Below are 17,981 nucleotides of genomic sequence, written 5' to 3'. Positions count from 1 at the left end.
TCGATTTTTCGATTAATTTTGTTTATTATATACAAAAATATATGTAGAAAAGCGAAAAATATGATGAGAAACGTTAATAATTATCGAAATAATAAGCGATATGACAATAAAAAACAATAAACTGAATTTATGGAATATTTTTAACAAGTGGTAGTTTACTCTTTTCTGATAGAGCGTTTTCAAGTACAATGGAAATGACTGAATCATCTAACTATTTAGGGGTATAGAGGGGGGAGAAGAGATATGAAACGTAATCCGCTGATTCCGTTCGCTCTTATTGCAGCATTGGGTATTATCGTTATGTTTGTATTTTCATTTCAGGGGCTAAATAAATCTAAAGAGTTAGCTGATGCAAAAAATGGCGGGAAGCCAGCACAAACAGCATCAAAGCCAGAGGATATTGTGAAGCAAAGCTGTACGAGCTGCCATGGTGATCAGTTACAAGGGGCAGTTGGACCTAACTTACAAAAAATTGGTGGGAAACTTTCAAAGGATGAAATTAAAGAAATTCTTTCGAAAGGAAAAGGCAATATGCCTGCCAATATAGTTCCAGCTGATCAAGCCGCTAAAGTAGCTGATTGGTTATCGAAGAAAAAATAAAGTTCCGTATGACAAGCCTTTTGCTTATGCAAAGGGCTTGTTTTTCTATATTTTCTAAAATACGATGAATGATAGAGCGGTGAATTGTTGTTATGGGCTTGCAACAACTACTATAAATTCATTATCATGGAGACAGACTGACAAGAGAAGGAGTAATGGAAATACATGAATGAAGTAAAGCTTTCAAAACGATTAGAAGAAGTTGTACGTGAAATACCAGTAGGATCTACAGTTGCTGATATTGGATCGGATCATGCGTATTTACCGTGTTATACAATTATAAATAATATTGCTACAAAAGCAGTTGCAGGAGAGGTTGTAGATGGACCATTTCGCTCTGCGCAAGCAACTGTAGCTGAAAGTGGTTTACAAGATAAAGTAGATGTGCGTAAAGGGAATGGATTAGCTGTTATAGCGCCAGGAGAAGTAGATGTAATTACGGTTGCTGGAATGGGCGGAGCGTTAATTCGTGACATTTTAGAAAGTGGTAAAGAAAAATTAGAAGGTGTAACACGTTTAATTTTACAGCCGAATATTGCAGCGCATCATATTCGTGAATGGTTTATTGAGAATGGTTGGGAGCTTATCCATGAAAAAATCGTAAAAGAAGATGGGAAAATTTACGAAATTTTAGTAGGGGAGCGAGGAAATGTTGTAGCGCCTTACTCTGAAAATAAACAAGCTGAATTGTTTATGGGACCATTTTTAATAAAAGAAAAAAGTGAGGCTTTCGTTGAAAAATGGGAAGGAGAATTAAAAAACTTCCAAAATATTTTAAAACAGTTGGAACGTGCGGCTGATTCTGAAGAAACAAAAGCGAAGCGTGGGGAAGTAGAAGCGAAAATGAAAATGATAGGGGAGGTTTTATCATGAGTAAAATTCCAAACGGCCATGAAATTATTTCTTTATTTGAAAGTATGTATCCGAAGCATTTGGCGATGGAAGGAGATAAGATTGGCCTGCAGATTGGAGCGCTTAATAAACCCGTGCAGCACGTATTGATTGCGTTAGATGTAACGGAAGAAGTTGTGGATGAAGCAATTCAATTAGGGGCAAATGTCATTATTGCTCATCATCCTTTAATTTTTAACCCGTTAAAAGCAATTCATACAGATAAGGCGTATGGGAAAATTATTGAAAAGTGTATTAAAAATGATATTGCAATCTATGCAGCGCATACAAATGTGGATGTTGCTAAGGGTGGGGTAAATGATTTACTTGCTGAGGCGTTAGGATTGCAAAATACAGAAGTTCTAGCACCGACATATGCAGAAGAAATGAAAAAAGTTGTTGTGTTTGTGCCAGTCACTCATGCAGAAGAAGTAAGGAAAGCATTAGGAGACGCAGGTGCTGGTCATATCGGCAATTATAGCCACTGTACGTTTAGTAGCGAGGGTACAGGCACATTTGTACCTCAAGAGGGGACAAACCCTTATATCGGGGAAACTGGACAGTTAGAACGTGTAGAAGAAGTACGAATCGAAACGATTATTCCAGTTTCATTACAGCGGAAAGTGATTAAAGCAATGGTAACGGCACATCCATATGAAGAAGTAGCATACGATGTGTACCCGCTTGATAATAAAGGTGAAACGTTAGGCCTGGGGAAAATAGGATACTTACAAGAAGAAATGACGCTTGGTCAATTTGCAGAACATGTGAAACAATCATTAGACGTGAATGGGGCAAGAGTTGTCGGTAAGTTAGATGATAAAGTGCGTAAAGTAGCTGTACTTGGTGGAGATGGTAATAAATATATAAACCAAGCGAAATTTAAAGGAGCAGATGTATATGTAACTGGTGACATGTACTATCATGTTGCTCATGATGCGATGATGCTCGGTTTAAATATAGTTGACCCAGGACATAATGTTGAAAAAGTAATGAAACAAGGTGTACAAAAGCAACTGCAAGAAAAAGTGGATGCAAAGAAATTAAATGTTCAAATTCATGCTTCGCAGTTACATACAGATCCATTCACATTTGTATAAGAAAAATAAAAACCGTTGCTCCATTAGGGCAACGGTTTTTATTATTGTTCTTTCTTCACCTTTACGCGAGGTAATATCTTTTGAAGTGGTACTTTTCTAACTCTCTCCCACGTTGTTGGATTCATTGGGTCATATTGCTCTAAGAACGCGATAACTTCTTTTGTAATCGGCGTTGGAGTAGAAGCACCTGCTGTAACAGCTACGTTTTCTACACCTTGTAGCCACTCTAATTGAATTTCGCTTACATCAGCAACTCGATATGCTTTTGTACCCGCGATTTCTTGTGATACTTGTGCTAAGCGATTTGAATTGTTACTTTTCGGATCACCAACAACAATTGTTAAGTCTGCAACATCAGCTTGTTTAGCGACAGCTTCTTGGCGAACTTGAGTAGCTAAACAAATTTCTTTATGGAATTCTGCTGTTGGGAATTTTTTTTGAATGTCCTCCATTAAATGTTGAACATCCCATTGACTCATCGTTGTTTGATTCGTTACTAAAATTTTATCTGTTGGAATTTCTAATGTTTTTAAATCATCGGCTCTTTCGATAAGGTGAACGATGTCAGGTGCAATACCAACTGCGCCTTCTGGCTCTGGATGATTTTTTTTACCGATATAAATGACATGATACCCTTCCGCTTTCTTAGCTTCGATAAGGTCATGCGTCTTGGTAACATCTGGGCAAGTGGCATCGATTGTTGTTAAACCTTTTTCTTTTGCGCGTTGTTTAACTTCTGGAGAAACACCGTGTGCTGTGAAAATAACAGTACCAGAATCAATTTTATCTAAAATTTCTAAGCGACTTGGACCGTCTAATGTGATGATTCCATCTTCTTCAAAAGCGTCTGTAACATGTTTATTGTGAACAATCATACCTAAAATATAAATGGGTCTCGGTAATGATTTATCTAATGCAGCGTTACGTGCAATTACCATTGCATCGACAACACCGTAGCAATAACCACGAGGGGAAATTTTAACAATTTTCATATGAGTAATCCTCTCCTTCTAAACAAGGGATACTTTTGTGCATAGTCTTTTACATTATAAAGGAGGAGTGGATAGAAAACAAAGGATTGTTACACATATAGTTTTGGTTTTGTTGCTGTTTGTTGAACTGGTTCTTTCGGTAATTCTTTTTCTATTACAGGTTCAATCACTATTTTCTTTCGTTTTCGTTTCTTTTTTTGAGGTGCAGGAGGCGGACTTTCTACCTCAACTGGCTCTGTTACATTTTCCGTTTGATTTTCTTCCGTACTTTTTCCAGAGGTGAGGATTTTAACAATGCTTGGTAGACTACGCATAATAGGACCATACTGTTCGACGACAGGACCTACAGATTGAACGACTTGGGATACTTTTTCGATGTTGTTTATCATATTAGTAGGATTCGAAATTAAGTTCGAAAAGAAACTGCCGATGCCACTGCTTGCTGTTGCGGCAGCTGTAGTTGCGCCGCCGCGCGTTTCATTTGATTCATACATTTGAGGCGGTATCATTTGCTCAGGATGTTGCTGCATGTATGGTTGATATTGTGGATGTTGCTGCTGATATTGTTGCTGGTATTGCTGCTGATATTGCTGTTGATATTGTGGCGGCGGTGGTGGTTGCTGATGCATCATCAGTTGCCCTTCCATTTGTCGGTAAGGTGGAACCATTTGCATAAAAGGCTCGGTTGGATCGTGTTTTTTAAAAAGCTTAGCAAGAAAACCTTTCTTTTTTTGTGCCATTGGTGGTAGTTGTGGAATTGGATATGGTGTATAAGGTTGCTGCCCTGGATTCGGATACATTTGCCTTGTAGGGGATTTCGGAAACATGTGAGAAATCCTCCTTTCTTCAGTTAGGTATATACACATACAATATGCAATAAAAGGGAAGAAGGTTAGTTTTTGAAGTGAAAACCTAAACTAAAGATGGATTTTACTTGTAGATTTCGATATAATGTAGACTTGACTGATTTGTGCGCGCAGTAGAAATTTTAGAAAGAAGGTGTAACTTATGACACAACAAACTTTTACACAGTATGATTTTAAACCATTTTTAATAGATGCAGTTCGTGAACTACGCTTTACAGAGCCGACAGGAATTCAGCAGAAAATTTTCCCGGTCGTGAAAAAAGGTGTAAGTGTAATTGGACAATCCCAAACAGGTTCTGGGAAAACACATGCATACTTACTTCCTACATTAAACAGAATTAATGCAAGTCGTGAAGAAGTACAACTTGTTATTACAGCGCCTACTCGTGAGTTAGCACAACAAATTTACGAAGAAATCGTGAAGTTAACAAAGTTTTGTGCGGAAGACCAAATGATTACAGCACGTTGTTTAATTGGTGGAACTGATAAACAACGCTCAATTGAAAAGTTGAAAAAACAACCTCATATCGTAGTTGGAACACCAGGACGTATTAAAGATTTAGTAGAAGAGCAAGCATTATTTGTTCATAAAGCAAATACGATTATTGTCGATGAAGCAGACTTAATGCTTGATATGGGATTCATTCATGATGTAGATAAAATTGCAGCACGCATGCCTAAAAACTTGCAAATGTTAGTTTTCTCTGCAACAATTCCTCAAAAACTAAAACCGTTTCTGAAGAAGTATATGGAGAATCCAGAGCATATTCATATCAATCCAAGACAAGTTGCAGCTGGAAACATTGAACACTATTTAGTGCCTTCTAAACATCGTAATAAAATTGATTTAGTGCATAAAATGCTACTTCAATTTAAACCGTATTTAGCAGTTGTTTTCACGAATACGAAAAAGATGGCAGACCAAGTTGCTGATGGATTAATGGAACGTGGCTTAAAAGTTGGACGAATTCACGGGGATTTATCACCACGTGATCGTAAAAAAATGATGAAACAAATTCGTGACCTTGAATTCCAATATATTGTTGCGACTGATTTAGCAGCACGTGGTATTGATATTGAAGGGATTAGCCATGTTATTAACTATGAGCTACCATCAGATTTAGATTTCTTCGTTCACCGCGTTGGAAGAACAGCACGTGCGGGGCATTCTGGTATTGCAGTGACGATATATGATCCAGCAAACGAAGAAGCGTTAGATAGTTTAGAAAAACAACGTCATATTGAGTTCAAGCATGTAGATTTACGCGGAGATGAGTGGGCCGATTTAGGTGAGCGTCGTCGTCGTAAGAGCCGTAAAAAACCAAATGACGAACTTGATGTTATGGCAACGAAAGTTATTAAAAAACCAAAAAAAGTAAAACCAAACTATAAACGTAAACTTGCAACAGAACGTGACAAAGTGAAGAAAAAATATGGCAATAAAAAAAGATAAGGGGTTTCCCTTATCTTTTTTTTATCCCGCTATTTGTGGGAGGTGTAATCAATATGGATAGAAAAGTATTGATTAAAGTTTCACTTAATCCAGCTAATTTAAATGAAAAGTATAGTCTGTATAAATAGTCATATAAATTTGTGTAGTGCATCTTTTGTGAACAAACAATTCACTACATATTTCTACAAATTATGCTATCATTATATCTATTGTATATTGAAGAGGTGATTGTATGTTAAAGATTGGATCTCATGTTTCCATGAGTGGTAAGAAAATGTTATTAGCAGCAAGTGAAGAGGCTGTTTCATACGGTGCAACAACGTTTATGATTTATACAGGTGCACCGCAAAATACACGAAGAAAACCAATTGAAGAATTGAACATAGAAGCAGGAAGAAAACATATGGAGCTGAACGGAATTGAGGAAATTATCGTCCATGCGCCTTATATTATTAATGTTGGGAATACGACGAAGCCAGAAACATTCCAATTAGGAGTAGACTTTCTTCGCATGGAAATTGAAAGAACATCGGCATTAGGTGTAGCGAAACAAATTGTTCTTCACCCAGGAGCGCACGTTGGTGCTGGAGCAGATGCTGGTATTCAACAAATTATTAAAGGGCTTAATGAAGTATTAACGCCAGAACAGACGGTTAACATTGCGTTAGAGACGATGGCAGGAAAAGGAACAGAATGCGGTCGTAGCTTTGAAGAAATTGCAAAAATTATTGATGGTGTAAAATATAATGAAAAGCTATCTGTATGCTTTGATACATGTCATACGCATGATGCAGGATATGATATTGTAAATGACTTTGACGGCGTATTAAACGAATTTGATAAGATCGTTGGTATAGATCGTTTACAAGTACTTCATATTAATGATAGTAAAAATGTACGCGGAGCAGGAAAAGACCGTCATGAAAACATTGGATTTGGTCACATTGGGTATAAAGCATTGCATCACATTGTACATCATCCACAGTTAATGCATGTACCAAAAATTCTTGAAACACCGTATGTAGGGGAAGATAAAAAAGATAAGAAGCCACCATACAAATTGGAAATCGAAATGCTGAAAAACGGCACTTTTGATGAAGGGCTTCTTGAAAAAATTAAAGCGCAATAAGGAGGGGGAAATCCCCTCCTTATTTTAATAGTTGCTGAAATAATGTATTTACTTGTTGGGCAGTGGCAGGGGAAGTTACTTTTGCGATTTGTTTTAAGAGCTCTAGTCGCTCGTTGTTATCGTAGATATTAATATTTTTACCCTTCATAAGTAAAACGATTTGATCAGCTTGTGCGGCTGTAATGGGAACTTCATATTCTTTGCTATATTTTAATAACTCTTTTGTAGAAATATGATTTAATTTTTTATTAACAATTTGTTTAATGAGGTTCATCTTATTATCCTCCTTCACGCGTTCTTCTATCGAAATATATGAGCATATAGCTTGTACATATTCGTATGGAGTTTCTTTTTTCATGAGGAAAAGAAGCGTATGTTATAATATAAGGACAAAACTACAGAAAAAGAGTAAAGGGAGGACTTATGGAGCAAAAGCAACATCGAAAAGAAAGTGTTATTCATCTCATTTATCGTTTAGTTATGATTATTTTTGGAGCAGCATGCGCGGCGGTAGCAATTGAACTATTTTTAATGCCAAATAAAATTATTGATGGTGGAATTATTGGTATTTCTCTTATATTAGATTATCTTACTCCTAACATTTGGTGGTTAAGTTTTTCTACTTTAGTCGTTGTTCTCAATATCCCATTTATGTATTCCGGTTATAAGCAAATTGGAAAAACATTTATGTTATCTTCGACATTTGGTATTGTAGCGTTAGCTTTCATTGAGTCAACGTTACATGCGGTACCACCATTTACAACAGAACCTATTTTAGCGACAGTGTTTGGTGGTCTTATTTTAGGTCTTGGTGTAGGACTTGTAATTCGTCATGGTGGATCGCTAGATGGAACTGAAATTATGGGGATTTTATTAACGAAGAAATTACCGTTCTCTGTTGGTGAATTCGTAATGTTTGTGAACTTATTTATTTTTGCATGGGCAGCATTTGTGTTTGGTGTGGAACAAGCGATGTATTCTGTTATGACGTACTATATCGCATTTAAAACGATCGATACAGTAATTCAAGGGCTAGATGAAACGAAGGCGGTTTTAATTGTATCTGATCAATATGAGGAAGTATCAAACGCGATTTTGCATCGTCTTGGCCGTGGAACTACAAAGCTTGTAGCGAAAGGTGGTTACACGGATAAAGAAAAAGAAGTTATTTATGCAGTTGTAACGCGTCTAGAAGTGACGAAGTTAAAATCAATTGTGCATGAAATTGATGAAAATGCGTTTGTTACGATTATGAGCACGCAAGAGACAAATGGTGGTAAGTTTAAATCGGCTATTCACTAAAAAGTTTATAGGAATATTTTTCGAAAGCAGAGAATTTTTCTCTGCTTTTTGTTATAATAGTAAGGTTTCTTGAAAAAATAGATATATTTTAGGCAGATTGGTTTACAACTATAATAAGCTGTACTATAATTCAAATAGATATAAATCGGAATCATTCTGAATTAAAATAGGTGAGATGCTATGAATAATATATTAGAAATTGAAGGTTTAACATTCCGATACGAAGATCGGAATGTGTTAGAAAATATTAATTTGCAAGTTCCGAAGGGAGCTTTTTTAGGTTTAGTGGGACCGAATGGTTCAGGTAAATCAACTCTACTTAAGTGTTTATTAGGTGTTTTAAAGCCAAAAGAAGGAAGCATTCGCGTGTTTGGCGTTGATAGTAAGAAGTTTAAGGAATGGAACAAAGTTGGTTATGTATCCCAAAAGGCAAATAGTTTCAATTCTGGTTTTCCAGCAACTGTTTCTGAAGTTGTGTCAATGGGACTTGTTTCGAAAAAAGGGCTTTTTCGCTTTTTCACAAAAGAGGATAAGAAAAAGGTAGAAAAAGCAATTGCTGATGTAGGGATGAGTGAGTTTCAAGGTCGTAACATTGGAGAGCTTTCTGGTGGACAGCAACAGCGTGTATTTATTGCTCGTGCGCTCGTTAGTGATCCTGAATTGCTTATTTTGGACGAGCCTACTGTTGGAATCGATGTAAAAAATGTGGAAAGTTTTTACGAAATATTAGAGGATTTAAACAAAAGGCTCGGGATCACATTAATTCTTGTTACTCATGATATGGGAGCTGTTACTGAAAAAGTAACACATGTTGCATGCCTAAACCAACATCTACATTTCCATGGAAATGTAGAGAAGTTCCGAGAGTTAGAAGATGCAGAAATGTCCGTCTTATATGGACATCATGTTCATCGTTTAGAACACGAACATGAGCATCACGGGAGGATATAATGATACAAGATTTTTTACAATATGACTTTTTACGTAATTCTTTATACGCAGGTATTTTAATTGGACTTGTTGCACCGCTAATTGGTGTGTTTGTTGTTATTCGTCGTTTATCTCTTATTGCGGATGCATTAAGTCACGTGACGTTATCGGGTATTGCAGCAAGTTTATTACTTGAAAAAACCATTTTTACAGGTGGGTTTTTAAACCCCTTATATATGGGGATGATTTTCTCGATTGGTGGAGCGCTACTAATCGAAAAGTTACGAACTGTATATAAGCACTATCAAGAATTAGCAATTCCAATTATCCTTTCGGCAGGGATGGGGGTTGGAGTTATTTTCATTTCACTTGCAAATGGATTTAACACAGACTTATTTAGTTATTTATTTGGTAGTGTCAGTGCTGTAACAAGTACAGATTTAATTATTATTGGTATTGTAGCAATTGTTGTTGTTGCGACAATTATTTTATTATATAAAGAGCTGTTTCTATTATCATTTGATGAGGAATACGCAGTATCAACTGGTTTAAGAGCGAAATGGATTCACTTTATTTTCATTATATTAGTTGCTCTTGTCATTGCAGTATCAATGCGTGTAGTGGGGGTTCTTCTTGTATCATCATTAATGACGTTACCAGTTGCAGCAAGTATTCGTATTGCTAAAGGATTTAAACAAACAATTTTCTTTTCCATTTTATTTGGTGAAATTGCAGTAATTGGTGGAATGTTTGCTTCGTATCAACTTGATCTAGCGCCAGGTGGTACAATTGTTATGATAGCAGTTCTTATTTTAATCGGTGCGATTTTATGGAAGAAGAAAAAAACTGCATAAAGTAGGGATAGGTATGAATCTAACAGAAGCTTTACGCCTAATGAAAGAAAAAGGATACAAACATACTGGAAAAAGAGAAGAGATGCTCAGATTATTTGCAGCACATAATCGTTATTTAACTGCGAAAGACGTTTTAGAGCATATGAAGGACGATTATCCGGGGCTTAGTTTTGATACGATTTATCGTAACTTAACAGTTTTTGCTGAGATTGGTGTTTTAGAACAAACGGAATTAAATGGTGAAAAACATTTTCGTTTTACTTGTTCTATTATGGAACATCATCATCATTTTATTTGTTTGGATTGTGGGGGAACGAAAGAGATTACTTCCTGCCCAATGGATTTTATGAATAAAGATTTTACCGGTTATGAAGTAACGGGGCATAAGTTTGAAATATATGGTCGTTGTCCAAAATGTGCAAAGTAAAAGCTCGTCGGTTATATAACTGACGAGCTTTTTTACGTAGAAAAGAAGGTTGCTCACAAATGTTGTGGCAACCTTCTTTTTATTGTTCTTGTGTCTCTTTTTCTTTTTCTCGCTCAGCAGCCATTTCAGCAGCAATTACGTCGATCTCTTTTTTCAGTTCTTCTACCATTGTTTCTTCTGGTACTTTACGAACGACTTGCCCTTTACGGAATAATAATCCCTCTCCACGTGCACCGGCAATACCGATATCAGCTTCACGAGCTTCACCAGGACCATTTACAGCGCAACCAAGTACTGCAACTTTAATTGGTACTTGAAGTGTAGAGATGTATTCTTCCACTTCGTTAGCGATGCTAATTAAATCAATTTCAATACGACCACAAGTTGGACAAGAGATAAGTGTTGCTGCGTTAGACGCAAGACCGAATGATTTTAATAGTTCACGAGCAACTTTTACTTCTTCAACTGGATCAGCACTTAATGAAATACGTAGTGTATTTCCGATGCCTTTATTTAAGATTGCTCCAAGACCAGCAGCACTTTTTACAGTTCCGGCAAACAATGTTCCGGACTCTGTAATACCTAAATGTAATGGATAATCAAAAGCACGAGCAGCTTTCTCGTATGCTTCAATTGCTAAGTTAACATCAGAGGCTTTCATAGATACGATAATATCGTGGAAATCTAAGTCCTCTAAAATTTTAATATGATGTAGCGCACTCTCAACCATACCATCTGCAGTTGGGTACCCGTACTTTTCTAAAATGTGACGCTCTAATGAACCAGCGTTTACACCAATACGGATTGGAATACCGCGCTCTTTTGCTGCATTTACAACAGCTTCTACTTTATGGCGACGACCAATGTTACCTGGATTGATACGTACTTTATCAATGCCACCTTCAATTGCTTTTAAAGCAAGGCGATAATCAAAATGAATATCAGCAACAAGTGGAATGTTGATTTGTTTTTTTATATCAGCAATAGCATCTGCTGCGCGTTCATCTGGAACGGCAACGCGGACGACTTGACAGCCGGCTTCTTCTAAACGCTTAATTTCAGCAACTGTTGCTTCAACATCATGTGTTTTTGTTGTTGTCATACTTTGTATAATTAATTCATTATTACCGCCGATTGTTAAATTACCGACTTTAACTGGACGTGTTTTTGTACGATGAGTCATTTCATTCACGAATAGATCGCTCTCCTTATAAAAGAAGTTTCTTATTTAGTCCCTCATATCAATGATAGTATACGTGATATAGGGCTATAGAAACCGAAGTACTCGGTTTCACTTTTACTATTGTATCAGCGCCTTTATGTAATTGACAAGGATTAAGTGATAGCTTATTGATATAAGGGGAATTTATAAGACTTTCCAATTTGTATTTTTGTAGCAGATGTACTTTTGTTTAATTGTTTAAAGTCGTCAATGACTTTTTCTATGGAAGGAATTTTTTTCTTGTTAATTTGTTCTGTAATAGAAAGAACTGTCTCACCAGTTTTTACTTCAATTGTTTTATAAGATACATCCGTTTCTTTTTCTGTTTTGTTCTCTTTATTCTGCTGACTGTCTGTGTTTTCTTTTTTAATCGTTTGAGCAGCAGTTGTTTTTTTATATGAACTTAACATCGGTAAAGTACCGATTTTTATATCGTAATAAAATATATAACCGAGAACAAGCACGAATAGGAATATACCTAATCTCTTCATATTCTTCACTCCTTTGCTAGGAATATATGCTTGTCCAAAAAAAAAATGCCTATTTAGGCATTTTTTTTCGTTCTTATTTTTCTTTCGGTTTTGGAACTTCTTTAATCGTTAAGTACAGAACAATTAAAACAACTGCGATATAGATGAATGTTGATCCAGGTACGACAATCTTACATGCATCCATAATCATAAAGAAGATTGTTGGGATTGTGTAGCTGTATGCAGTTAGTGTCCAAACTTGTTTATAGGATAGTTTACGTTGACCGCTCATAGCAGAACCGATGAACGCAAGTAAAGTCACACCTACAAAAGTGATGAATAATTGGAATAGGTACACTAAGAATCCAATAACAAATAATAAAATTGGATAAATATTATCGAATAAAGAAATAAATTCTTGTAGATCTTTTTTCTCAAGAGATGCACCTAACAAATCGTTATAAGAATACGTTTGTATTTGACCATTTCCCATAGAGACTACTTTATCTTTTAAAACAAATAAACCTGTTTTATTTTGATATTTTTCTAGGTCTGTTGAATTTGGATCAAATACGAAAAGTGCATTTCCTTCTTCTTTTTCAATAGGTTGATCAATATCGGCTTTTAGTTCGCCATTTTCAATTTTAAAATCAGGTAAATCTTTATCGATGACTTGATTTACCATGCTTACACCATCTTGGATAAAACTACCGTACAAAAAAGTTCTTGGAATAGTAGTAATTAAGCAAAGTAGCATAATATACAAAATGGTTTTACCGATTTTTTGAAAACGGAATAGCGCCATATCTTTAGGCGAGTATATGCTTTTTACGAATTGGGTAAATATGGACATAGATTCACTTCCTTTATGTATGTATAAAATCATTGTAACGTAGTAATCTAGAGAATCTCAAGATATATTATATTTACATATAGTGGAGATAACTAAATTTCTTTTATTAACTTTCTTCTTTTAAATAAGAAAAATACAATTGACACTTTTCTTTTCTATATGGTAAATTTATCTTACATTTCTTAAAGAGCATATCCGATAGGAATTCCTTTATTTGATATGTTGTTACATACATAATTGTGGACCCTTAGCTCAGCTGGTTAGAGCAGACGGCTCATAACCGTCCGGTCGTAGGTTCGAGTCCTACAGGGTCCATATCCATTTCACATGTTTATTATGTTAGCAGGAAGCTTCCTTGTAGAAGGAAGCTTTTTTTACGGAATATATGAGCATTTTAATTGAAAAGAAGTGGGAATTTTGCTACTTTAATGATAGCAAGACAATGTGATTTATTTGTTTGCACCCTATGGCAATTAGGGTAGAATGAAGTTGTATGTCACTTAAGTGGCAATACATAAACTGGGAGGAATATAACAATGGCAAAACACGAATTACCAAATTTACCTTATGCGTATGATGCTTTAGAGCCTCACTTTGACAAAGAAACAATGAACATCCATCATACAAAACATCACAACACGTACATTACAAACTTAAACGCTGCTTTAGAAGGTCATGCAGAATTAGCTGACAAAAGCGTAGAAGAATTAGTTGCAAACTTAAACGAAGTACCAGAAGGAATCCGTACAGCAGTACGTAACAATGGTGGCGGACATGCTAACCATACATTCTTCTGGACAATCCTATCTCCAAATGGCGGAGGACAACCTGTAGGTGAACTTGCAACTGCAATTGAAGCAAAATTCGGTAGCTTCGATGCATTCAAAGAAGAATTCGCAAAAGCTGGCGCAACTCGCTTCGGTTCTGGTTGGGCTTGGTTAGTAGTAAACAATGGTGAGTTAGAAGTAACAAGCACTCCAAACCAAGATTCTCCTTTAACTGAAGGTAAAACGCCAGTTATCGGTTTAGATGTTTGGGAGCATGCTTACTACTTAAACTACCAAAACCGTCGTCCAGACTACATCGGTGCATTCTGGAACGTTGTAGATTGGAACGCTGCTGAAAAACGTTACCAAGAAGCAAAATAATTGTAATAAATATAGAAAAAGCTAGGGGGGAGCCCCTAGCTTTTTTCTATGCTTTCCTTTTACATAATTGGGCTTGTCTTTGGAAGACTAGAACATGAAGTAAAGGAGAGTTGTGTATGAAATGGAAACATATAATTGGTGACGTTGAAGTGAATCGGGATTTAGTGTTATTGCTCCTTATAGGAGGTTTATACACGCTCGCAATTTCTTTATCGAATACGTTTGTAAATATTTATTTATGGAAACAAACACAAAATTATGTGAATCTTGGCTTGTATAATTTAGCAAGCGTGGTATTACAGCCTCTCACATTTCTTGTAGGGGGGAAATTAGCGAAACGTATCGATCGCTCGATTTTATTACGAATAGGGGTAGGAACGCTCGCAATTTTTTTTATCGTTGTCTTAGTAGCAGGAAAAAGTGCTTCTCAGTATATTTTATTAATGGGGGCTCTTTTAGGAGTAGGATACGGTTTTTACTGGTTGGCTTTTAACTTATTGACATTTGAAATTACAGAACCAGAAACAAGAGATTTCTTTAATGGGTTTCTTGGACTTCTTACATCCTTCTCTGGGATGATCGGACCAATAGCAGCAGGATACACAATTTCACGTATGGAGAAATGGAGTGGTTATACTGTTATATTCTTTCTTTCATTAGTTCTATTTGCAATTGCTATCGTCTTAAGCTTCTTTTTATCTAAAAGAGAATGTGAAGGGCGTTATGAAATCGTGCAAGTATTGAAAGAACGACGGATTGATAAAAATTGGGGAAAGATTACACGAGCTCATTTTTTCCAAGGATTGAGAGAAGGAACGTTTATTTTTGTCATTTCAGTATATGTTTATTTAGCAACTAATAGTGAGTTCGCATTAGGGAAATACAGTTTAGTGAACTCTGCTGTATCCTTTGTATGTTATTACTTAGTTGCTCGTATGTTAAAGAAAGAGTGGCGAAAAAAAGCAATTTTACTTGGAGGCATTATTTTATATGCTGTCGTCTTTTTAGTTATTTTCAATGTTACATACACGAAATTACTTATTTATGCAGCATGTATTGCGATTGCATACCCTATTTTACTTGTTCCGTACGGATCAATGACATATGACGTAATTGGTAGAGCAAAAAATGCGAGAGAATGGCGTGTGGAATATGTCGTTGTTCGGGAGTTATGGTTAAACGCCGGAAGAATCTGTTCCATTTTAAGTTTTTTATGTGCTGTACTATTCTTTCCACCTGAAAAAAGTTTACCTTACTTATTATGTATTTTAGGTGCTGGACATTTTCTTATTTATTTTGCAGTTAAAAATGTCAAATATGATGAGGGAAATGCGAGTAAAACAAGTGTTGTAACGCAAGGGAACGCGCAAAACCAAACTGAACCAGAAGGTTAACTTCTCGTTTGTTTTATGCTAGAATAGAAAAAGATGTAAGACAGCAGTGAGGACACCTGTATGAAGGTGTCCCTTTCACATTACATAGCTGTTGGTAGAGGGGGTTTGTATGAGCAAGAAGCAGAAGCAAAATAAGAAAAAGACCCACGTTCCTTTTCGATTAAACGTGTTGTTTTTCTGCGTGTTTTTAATGTTCTCCGCGGTTATTGTAAGGCTCGGATATGTACAAATTGTTCGCGGTGAAGAATATAAGAATGAAGTGGAGAAGAAAGAAAACTCAACGATAAGTAATCCTGTACCGCGTGGGAAAATATTTGACCGTTATGGGCGACCTGTAGTAGATAATGCAGCCATTCGTACTATTACATTTACAAAAATGAAAGGATCAACTGCAGAGGATCGCTTAGAAACAGCGAAAAAGCTAGCAGATTTGATTGAAGTACCGACAGATAAATTAACAGATCGCGATAAAAAAGATTATTGGCTTGCTATGCATAAAGAGGAAGCTAAAGAAAAAATTACGAATAAAGATCGTCAAGAGTTTAAAGATAAAAAAATTGATGATAAAGAATTAGACGAGCGTCAGCGAAGTCGTGTAACAGAAGAAGAGATTAATCAATTATCCGCCAAAGATCTAGAAATACTAGCGATTAAGAGTAAGATGGACGGCGGATATGCAATGACACCTCAAGTTATTAAAAAGGATGCTACAGAAAAGGAATATTCGATTATTAGTGAAAACCTAGCAGCATTACCAGGTGTAGATACGAATGTTGATTGGGAGCGAAAATATACGTACGATGATTTATTCCGAAGTGTACTTGGTGGGGTGTCGACATCTGATGAAGGCTTACCGAGAGAAAGACTAGATTACTATCTTGTTCGTGATTACAATCGAAATGACCGAGTAGGAAAAAGTTATCTTGAACAACAGTATGAAGATAGCCTGCATGGTACGAAAGCAGAAGTTAGAAATGTTACAGATAAAAACGGTAATATTTTAGAAACGATTAATGTATCAAAAGGACAAAGTGGTAATGACCTGAACTTAACAATTGATATGGAATTACAAAAGCGCGTGGAAGATATTCTTGCGAAGAATTTAATGAGGTTTAAAGGAAGTGAACCTCTTTTAGATCGCGCATTTGTTGTAATGATGAACCCAAAAAATGGTGAAGTTTTATCTATGGCGGGGAAACAATTAGTTAACGAAGATGGTCAAACGAAAGTAAATGACTTTGCATTAGGTACCATGACAAGTTCTTATCCGATGGGGTCAACTGTAAAAGGTGCAACAGTACTTACTGGATATCAAACTGGTGCGATTCAACCAGGGGCAGTACAATTGGATGAACCAATTAAATTAAAAGGTACACCTACGAAGTCGTCTTGGAAAACGATGGGATACATTAATGACCTTACAGCTTTAAAAATGTCTTCTAACGTTTATATGTTTAAAACAGCGATGAATATCGCCGGTGTTCCATATGTGAGAGGTGGTACGTTAGATATACCTCAAAAAGCATTTGATACGATGCGTTATTATTTCGGACAGTTTGGACTTGGTGTAAAAACAGGAATTGATTTACCGAATGAATCTGCTGGTCAGATGGGTAAGAGTAGTCAACCAGGTTTCTTACTAGATTTATCAATTGGACAGTATGATACGTATACACCGCTTCAATTAGCGCAATATATTTCGACGATTGCCAATGGTGGATATCGTATGCAACCACAAGTTGTAAAAGAAATTCGTCAACCGGCAGTGAAACCAGATGAAGTTGGGAAAGTTGTTCAATCTATGGAACCGAAAGTATTAAATCGTATTGATATGCCAGAATCGCAAATTAAACGTGTTCAAGAAGGATTTAGACAAGTGTATAATGATTCAGGTGGTACAGCTACAAAGTACTTTACAGGTGCAAAATATAAAGCTGCTGGGAAAACTGGTACAGCTCAAACTGTGTATGGTGGAGATAAAGAGATTGGTAGAAATGCAAAAGGTGAACGTGTGGAAACATATAACTTAACATTAGTAGGTTATGCGCCACTTGAAGATCCAGAAGTAGCATTCTCTGTTGTCGTTCCATGGGTACATGATGATAAGACTGGTATTAATGGATATATTGGTCGTGAAATTATGGACGCTTACTTTGATTTGAAAAACAAAGAAGTAAATGGTGAAGCTCCAAAAGATGATAAAGACAATAAAAACAAAGATCAAGATGATGAATAAAAAAGTTGTAAAAAAGCACACTATATGAAAAGATAGTGTGCTTTTTTTTATGGTTTATGCATATCGTGTAATAAATGTGGACAAGTATACAACATTTAAAAAACGCGGCCCTAT

At 36.1% G+C, this 17,981-nt stretch carries 18 protein-coding genes and 1 tRNA gene; 13 read left to right on the top strand and 6 right to left on the bottom strand.

Annotated features, from left to right (window positions below; all coding sequences use genetic code 11):
• Positions 1–243: 243 nt before the first annotated feature.
• The 3 genes from cccA to HMPREF2590_RS07295 all read left to right on the top strand — a co-directional run bounded on the left by cccA (position 244) and on the right by HMPREF2590_RS07295 (position 2,591).
• On the top strand, positions 244–600 hold the full coding sequence (gene cccA / locus HMPREF2590_RS07305) for a cytochrome c550 (RefSeq protein WP_000828141.1): 357 nt from the start codon (positions 244–246) through the stop codon (positions 598–600).
• 165 nt (positions 601–765) lie between these two features.
• Complete coding sequence (locus HMPREF2590_RS07300) at positions 766–1,473, top strand: tRNA (adenine(22)-N(1))-methyltransferase (protein WP_001006544.1); 708 nt, start codon at positions 766–768, stop codon at positions 1,471–1,473.
• Positions 1,470–2,591: a Nif3-like dinuclear metal center hexameric protein gene (locus tag HMPREF2590_RS07295; RefSeq protein ID WP_000036221.1), complete on the top strand. Its 1,122-nt coding sequence runs from the start codon at positions 1,470–1,472 to the stop codon at positions 2,589–2,591. The genes HMPREF2590_RS07300 and HMPREF2590_RS07295 overlap by 4 nt, the downstream gene beginning before the upstream one ends.
• Positions 2,592–2,632: 41 nt before the next feature.
• On the opposite strand, the gene HMPREF2590_RS07290 is transcribed toward HMPREF2590_RS07295, so the two are convergent.
• Together HMPREF2590_RS07290 and HMPREF2590_RS07285 are read right to left on the bottom strand one after the other, a co-directional pair.
• The gene (locus tag HMPREF2590_RS07290) at positions 2,633–3,583 is read right to left on the bottom strand and encodes a 4-hydroxy-3-methylbut-2-enyl diphosphate reductase (RefSeq protein ID WP_000706660.1); all 951 of its coding nucleotides are present in this window, start codon (positions 3,581–3,583) and stop codon (positions 2,633–2,635) included.
• A gap of 89 nt (positions 3,584–3,672) precedes the next feature.
• A complete protein-coding gene (locus tag HMPREF2590_RS07285) occupies positions 3,673–4,410 on the bottom strand; it encodes a YqfQ family protein (protein ID WP_000484162.1) in 738 nt (245 codons plus the stop codon).
• 181 nt (positions 4,411–4,591) lie between these two features.
• On the opposite strand from HMPREF2590_RS07285, the gene HMPREF2590_RS07280 reads away from it, so the two are divergent.
• The gene (locus tag HMPREF2590_RS07280; RefSeq protein ID WP_000194024.1) at positions 4,592–5,902 is read left to right on the top strand and encodes a DEAD/DEAH box helicase; all 1,311 of its coding nucleotides are present in this window, start codon (positions 4,592–4,594) and stop codon (positions 5,900–5,902) included.
• Between the two features lie 232 nt (positions 5,903–6,134).
• A complete protein-coding gene (locus HMPREF2590_RS07275; RefSeq protein ID WP_000912460.1) occupies positions 6,135–7,031 on the top strand; it encodes a deoxyribonuclease IV in 897 nt (298 codons plus the stop codon).
• 19 nt (positions 7,032–7,050) lie between these two features.
• Here HMPREF2590_RS07275 and HMPREF2590_RS07270 read toward each other — a convergent pair whose 3' ends face one another.
• The gene (locus HMPREF2590_RS07270; protein WP_001048954.1) at positions 7,051–7,305 is read right to left on the bottom strand and encodes a DUF2624 domain-containing protein; all 255 of its coding nucleotides are present in this window, start codon (positions 7,303–7,305) and stop codon (positions 7,051–7,053) included.
• A 149-nt stretch (positions 7,306–7,454) separates the two neighbouring features.
• Here HMPREF2590_RS07270 and HMPREF2590_RS07265 point away from each other — a divergent pair, with 149 nt between their 5' ends.
• The 4 genes from HMPREF2590_RS07265 to HMPREF2590_RS07250 all read left to right on the top strand — a co-directional run bounded on the left by HMPREF2590_RS07265 (position 7,455) and on the right by HMPREF2590_RS07250 (position 10,544).
• On the top strand, positions 7,455–8,333 hold the full coding sequence (locus tag HMPREF2590_RS07265; protein WP_000435963.1) for a YitT family protein: 879 nt from the start codon (positions 7,455–7,457) through the stop codon (positions 8,331–8,333).
• A gap of 180 nt (positions 8,334–8,513) precedes the next feature.
• Positions 8,514–9,284, top strand: coding sequence for a metal ABC transporter ATP-binding protein (locus HMPREF2590_RS07260; protein WP_001059662.1), 771 nt, complete (start codon positions 8,514–8,516; stop codon positions 9,282–9,284).
• Positions 9,284–10,117, top strand: a complete 834-nt coding sequence (locus HMPREF2590_RS07255; protein WP_000613815.1) for a metal ABC transporter permease — start codon at positions 9,284–9,286, stop codon at positions 10,115–10,117. The genes HMPREF2590_RS07260 and HMPREF2590_RS07255 overlap by 1 nt, the downstream gene beginning before the upstream one ends.
• Positions 10,118–10,130: 13 nt before the next feature.
• Positions 10,131–10,544: a Fur family transcriptional regulator gene (locus tag HMPREF2590_RS07250; RefSeq protein ID WP_001054516.1), complete on the top strand. Its 414-nt coding sequence runs from the start codon at positions 10,131–10,133 to the stop codon at positions 10,542–10,544.
• 79 nt (positions 10,545–10,623) lie between these two features.
• Here HMPREF2590_RS07250 and ispG read toward each other — a convergent pair whose 3' ends face one another.
• The 3 genes from ispG to yqgB all read right to left on the bottom strand — a co-directional run bounded on the left by ispG (position 10,624) and on the right by yqgB (position 13,089).
• Entirely contained in the window at positions 10,624–11,727 is a 1,104-nt protein-coding gene (gene ispG, locus HMPREF2590_RS07245; RefSeq protein ID WP_153577907.1) for a flavodoxin-dependent (E)-4-hydroxy-3-methylbut-2-enyl-diphosphate synthase, read from the bottom strand.
• Positions 11,728–11,891: 164 nt separating this feature from the next.
• Positions 11,892–12,257, bottom strand: a complete 366-nt coding sequence (gene yqfZ, locus HMPREF2590_RS07240) for a protein YqfZ (RefSeq protein WP_000825416.1) — start codon at positions 12,255–12,257, stop codon at positions 11,892–11,894.
• 73 nt (positions 12,258–12,330) lie between these two features.
• Positions 12,331–13,089, bottom strand: a complete 759-nt coding sequence (gene yqgB / locus HMPREF2590_RS07235) for a protein YqgB (protein ID WP_000021899.1) — start codon at positions 13,087–13,089, stop codon at positions 12,331–12,333.
• Between the two features lie 241 nt (positions 13,090–13,330).
• On the opposite strand from yqgB, the gene HMPREF2590_RS07230 reads away from it, so the two are divergent.
• The 4 genes from HMPREF2590_RS07230 to HMPREF2590_RS07215 all read left to right on the top strand — a co-directional run bounded on the left by HMPREF2590_RS07230 (position 13,331) and on the right by HMPREF2590_RS07215 (position 17,867).
• Positions 13,331–13,404, top strand: a tRNA-Ile gene (locus HMPREF2590_RS07230).
• Between the two features lie 221 nt (positions 13,405–13,625).
• Positions 13,626–14,237 (top strand): superoxide dismutase [Mn], encoded by a 612-nt coding sequence (sodA, locus tag HMPREF2590_RS07225; protein ID WP_001052035.1) that lies wholly within the window; start codon positions 13,626–13,628, stop codon positions 14,235–14,237.
• A 116-nt stretch (positions 14,238–14,353) separates the two neighbouring features.
• Positions 14,354–15,631 (top strand): MFS transporter, encoded by a 1,278-nt coding sequence (locus HMPREF2590_RS07220; protein ID WP_000871383.1) that lies wholly within the window; start codon positions 14,354–14,356, stop codon positions 15,629–15,631.
• 109 nt (positions 15,632–15,740) lie between these two features.
• The gene (locus tag HMPREF2590_RS07215; RefSeq protein ID WP_000038982.1) at positions 15,741–17,867 is read left to right on the top strand and encodes a peptidoglycan D,D-transpeptidase FtsI family protein; all 2,127 of its coding nucleotides are present in this window, start codon (positions 15,741–15,743) and stop codon (positions 17,865–17,867) included.
• The last annotated feature ends 114 nt before the right edge of the window (positions 17,868–17,981 follow it).

The organism is Bacillus sp. HMSC036E02, assembly GCF_001836235.1.
Taxonomy (GTDB): domain Bacteria; phylum Bacillota; class Bacilli; order Bacillales; family Bacillaceae_G; genus Bacillus_A; species Bacillus_A cereus.
This window is presented reverse-complemented; position numbering and strand designations above follow the sequence as displayed.

Excerpts from the sequence above, each read along its gene's own strand:
- cccA (WP_000828141.1), top strand. The coding sequence starts at position 244 with ATGAAACGTAATCCGCTGATTCCGTTCGCTCTTATTGCAGCATTGGGT.
- HMPREF2590_RS07300 (WP_001006544.1), top strand. The coding sequence starts at position 766 with ATGAATGAAGTAAAGCTTTCAAAACGATTAGAAGAAGTTGTACGTGAA.
- HMPREF2590_RS07295 (WP_000036221.1), top strand. The coding sequence starts at position 1,470 with ATGAGTAAAATTCCAAACGGCCATGAAATTATTTCTTTATTTGAAAGT.
- HMPREF2590_RS07290 (WP_000706660.1), bottom strand. The coding sequence starts at position 3,583 with ATGAAAATTGTTAAAATTTCCCCTCGTGGTTATTGCTACGGTGTTGTC.
- HMPREF2590_RS07285 (WP_000484162.1), bottom strand. The coding sequence starts at position 4,410 with ATGTTTCCGAAATCCCCTACAAGGCAAATGTATCCGAATCCAGGGCAG.
- HMPREF2590_RS07280 (WP_000194024.1), top strand. The coding sequence starts at position 4,592 with ATGACACAACAAACTTTTACACAGTATGATTTTAAACCATTTTTAATA.
- HMPREF2590_RS07275 (WP_000912460.1), top strand. The coding sequence starts at position 6,135 with ATGTTAAAGATTGGATCTCATGTTTCCATGAGTGGTAAGAAAATGTTA.
- HMPREF2590_RS07270 (WP_001048954.1), bottom strand. The coding sequence starts at position 7,305 with ATGAACCTCATTAAACAAATTGTTAATAAAAAATTAAATCATATTTCT.
- HMPREF2590_RS07265 (WP_000435963.1), top strand. The coding sequence starts at position 7,455 with ATGGAGCAAAAGCAACATCGAAAAGAAAGTGTTATTCATCTCATTTAT.
- HMPREF2590_RS07260 (WP_001059662.1), top strand. The coding sequence starts at position 8,514 with ATGAATAATATATTAGAAATTGAAGGTTTAACATTCCGATACGAAGAT.
- HMPREF2590_RS07255 (WP_000613815.1), top strand. The coding sequence starts at position 9,284 with ATGATACAAGATTTTTTACAATATGACTTTTTACGTAATTCTTTATAC.
- HMPREF2590_RS07250 (WP_001054516.1), top strand. The coding sequence starts at position 10,131 with ATGAATCTAACAGAAGCTTTACGCCTAATGAAAGAAAAAGGATACAAA.
- ispG (WP_153577907.1), bottom strand. The coding sequence starts at position 11,727 with ATGACTCATCGTACAAAAACACGTCCAGTTAAAGTCGGTAATTTAACA.
- yqfZ (WP_000825416.1), bottom strand. The coding sequence starts at position 12,257 with ATGAAGAGATTAGGTATATTCCTATTCGTGCTTGTTCTCGGTTATATA.
- yqgB (WP_000021899.1), bottom strand. The coding sequence starts at position 13,089 with ATGTCCATATTTACCCAATTCGTAAAAAGCATATACTCGCCTAAAGAT.
- sodA (WP_001052035.1), top strand. The coding sequence starts at position 13,626 with ATGGCAAAACACGAATTACCAAATTTACCTTATGCGTATGATGCTTTA.
- HMPREF2590_RS07220 (WP_000871383.1), top strand. The coding sequence starts at position 14,354 with ATGAAATGGAAACATATAATTGGTGACGTTGAAGTGAATCGGGATTTA.
- HMPREF2590_RS07215 (WP_000038982.1), top strand. The coding sequence starts at position 15,741 with ATGAGCAAGAAGCAGAAGCAAAATAAGAAAAAGACCCACGTTCCTTTT.